Source organism: Paenibacillus cisolokensis (assembly GCF_050481165.1).
GTDB classification, from domain to species: Bacteria; Bacillota; Bacilli; order Paenibacillales; family Paenibacillaceae; genus Paenibacillus_AH; species Paenibacillus_AH cisolokensis.
In genome coordinates this window covers 1-2,496 of the sequence record NZ_JBCNFP010000078.1, presented here as the reverse complement: position 1 = coordinate 2,496, position 2,496 = coordinate 1, and the positions used below count along the sequence as shown (strand labels likewise).

The 2,496-nt window shown below is 50.0% G+C and carries 3 protein-coding genes and 1 pseudogene; 2 read left to right on the top strand and 2 right to left on the bottom strand.

What is annotated here, in order from left to right:
* Both ABEV74_RS13925 and ABEV74_RS13920 read right to left on the bottom strand, forming a co-directional pair.
* Window positions 1-1,014, bottom strand: a 1,014-nt coding sequence (locus tag ABEV74_RS13925) for an L-dopachrome tautomerase-related protein (protein WP_430146770.1), incomplete at its 3' end; no start/stop codon positions are given.
* 30 nt (window positions 1,015-1,044) lie between these two features.
* Window positions 1,045-1,203, bottom strand: coding sequence for a hypothetical protein (locus tag ABEV74_RS13920; protein ID WP_430146768.1), 159 nt, complete (start codon window positions 1,201-1,203; stop codon window positions 1,045-1,047).
* Between the two features lie 195 nt (window positions 1,204-1,398).
* Here ABEV74_RS13920 and ABEV74_RS13915 point away from each other — a divergent pair, with 195 nt between their 5' ends.
* Window positions 1,399-1,827: a cell wall hydrolase gene (locus ABEV74_RS13915; RefSeq protein WP_430146771.1), complete on the top strand. Its 429-nt coding sequence runs from the start codon at window positions 1,399-1,401 to the stop codon at window positions 1,825-1,827.
* Window positions 1,828-1,830: 3 nt separating this feature from the next.
* A pseudogene (locus tag ABEV74_RS13910) lies at window positions 1,831-2,496 on the top strand (transposase family protein); the annotation flags it as partial.

Genomic DNA, 2,496 nt, shown 5'->3' with positions numbered 1-2,496 from the left:
TTCGAAATTCAGGATAATGTACCCCTTTTGATCGAATGCCACCCCGTCTACCCACAACATCCGGTCATCCGCCACGAAACGGCGGAATTGATTGCTCACAGGACTATAGATGCCGACTCCCTGCCCTTCCAACATGGTGTAGAAAACATTTCCTTTATTGTCCGCGTGCATCCCGTCGGTGTTTGTCCCCTTGCTGCCGATCGCTTGAACGGCGTCATTAATCTTTTCCAACGGCGTATTAAAATTTCTTAGCAGCGCCGTATCGATCGCATATAAATTACGGCCGGTCACCGGGCAGTAGTACAAGGTTGAACGGTCTGCGGACAAGGCAATGCCATCGGCACCTAATTTGAGAGGTCTGTCCTTAAACACCGGTTTTCCCATAATGGAGAAAACAAACCCGGGAAAATCCTGCGTGCTGTCATGACGGTCGAGCACGCGTCTGAAGGTTTTCGTCTTCATATTGTAGACAATGATTCCGCCGACCACGCGGCCTGTCCAACCCTCGCCATTTCCTGAATCGGTGATATAGACGAAACCGTGTTTATTGTCCACAACCAGGTCATTTAAAAAGGAAGTTCGATATGATGCGATCTCGTTCGGAATTGGAATCGAGTCGATCAATTTATTGGTGTTCAAATCCCATATCACCAGCTTCTGCGAGCCTTCCGGAGAGGGAGAGTAAGCGATTTTTCCCTGGTCCAGCAGCCACATCCGGTTCCGTTCGTCGATTTCATATCCCAGGACGGATTGGAGAAATTTAGGGTTTCCCGCCTGGTTCCATTCCCAGCTCGGAAAAGCTTCCAACAGCGGTTTTCCGTTTTTGATGACAATCCGATTCATGGTGGCGGGAATGCCCTGGGCCCAACGGGGAACCGAAACGTAATAGTTGCCTTGTTGATCGACCTTGACCCCGGCAGGCATAGCCTTTTTCCAATATTGATTGGCCTCAAATGACTGCTTCATCTTTGCGTCCGGAAAATTCCAGTCCAAACGGTTCCAATGGTACACCATTTGATATCGACCTATTTGTGTCGGTATGGATTATTCCTTTTTTTGAACGAAGGTTCCCTGATTTTCCCATTGAAGTGCACCTGAAGCCTGCTGATTGACGGGATGAGCGGTCGCGGCGTATGGATTGCCGATGTACGCGCAAAGCATCGCAAACAGCATCAGAAATGGCGTTTTGGCACGAAATCTCACGACGTATTCGAACCCCCTGTAATTTAGGTTTTGTCCCACAGGTGTTGTCAATTCGGTAAGATTCCCATTGTATACTTGGATTATTCAGCTTGAAGATAGTTGCCTAAACTGTGGATAAAGACATCCATGGGCAGTCACCCATCTGTTCAATTCAGAATAACTTATGGCTATAAACACATGGAAGAGGTGAAGATGATGGCTGTTGTGAAAGCCAGAGAAAGCGATGTTGCGCTTTTGGCCAGGCTGCTTCGAGCCGAGGCGGAAGGTGAAGGAGAGTACGGTATGCTGCTCGTCGGCAATGTGGGCATTAACCGGGTAAGAGCAAATTGTCTTGATTTTATAGGAATACGCACCATTCCGCAAATGATATTTCAGCCGCATGCTTTTGAAGCCGTTTTACATGGTTATTTTTATCAAAGTGCGAGGGAACGGGAAAAACGCCTGGCTCGCAGGTGCATTAACGGAGAGAGGCACTGGCCTGCAAAATTCAGTTTATGGTATTTTCGGCCGGAAGGCGATTGTCCTCCGACCTGGTACGATCAGCCTCTCGCAGGACGGTATAAGCTTCACTGCTTTTATCAACCAACACCGGAAACTTGCGAAAACGTTTATAATACATTTTAATCATTGAAGCAAGCCCAACAGCGGCGGCGGGGCAACATTCATCAACCCCGCTGTCGCAAGCCGCAAGCGGGAATCCTGTGGCAGATCGACGCCAGCCCTTACGCCTGGTTGGAAGACCGGGAACTGAACTCACGCTGCATGGCGCGTTCGATGACGCCACCGGGATCGTCGTTGGCACCGTCTTTCGCCCGACGGAAACACGGGAAGGCTATTTCGCTGTCATGCAGCAGGCTATTGAGCAATACGGCCTTCACCTCGGTCTTTACAGCGACCGCCACACCATCTTCCGTTCTAGAAACCTGGACATTGGAGCAGGAATTGGTTGGAGAGCCAAAGCCGTTGTCGCATTTCGGCAAAGCGATGGCCGAACTCGGGATCACTCACATCAAAGCCTTGACTCCCCAAAGCTAAGGGACGCATTGAACAGCTTGGGGCACCTTGCAAGAGGCTGGTCTTTGAGCTGCGGCTACTCGGTGTGCGTACGCTGGAAGAGGCCAATCGGGCGTTGCCGAAACTGATTCAAAATCACAATCGCTCCTTTGCCGTCAAACCCCAAGAAAGCCGAATTAGCCTACTGCCTGCGGAAATGTGCCTGGAGCATGTGTTTTCCGTTCGGGAATACCGTCACATTGGGCCAGGCCAGACGTTTGTATTCGCTAATATAAAAAT

What these genes read in the sequence shown, in the direction of transcription:
- ABEV74_RS13915 (WP_430146771.1), top strand. Translation starts at nt 1,399, where the DNA reads ATGGCTGTTGTGAAAGCCAGAGAAAGCGATGTTGCGCTTTTGGCCAGG.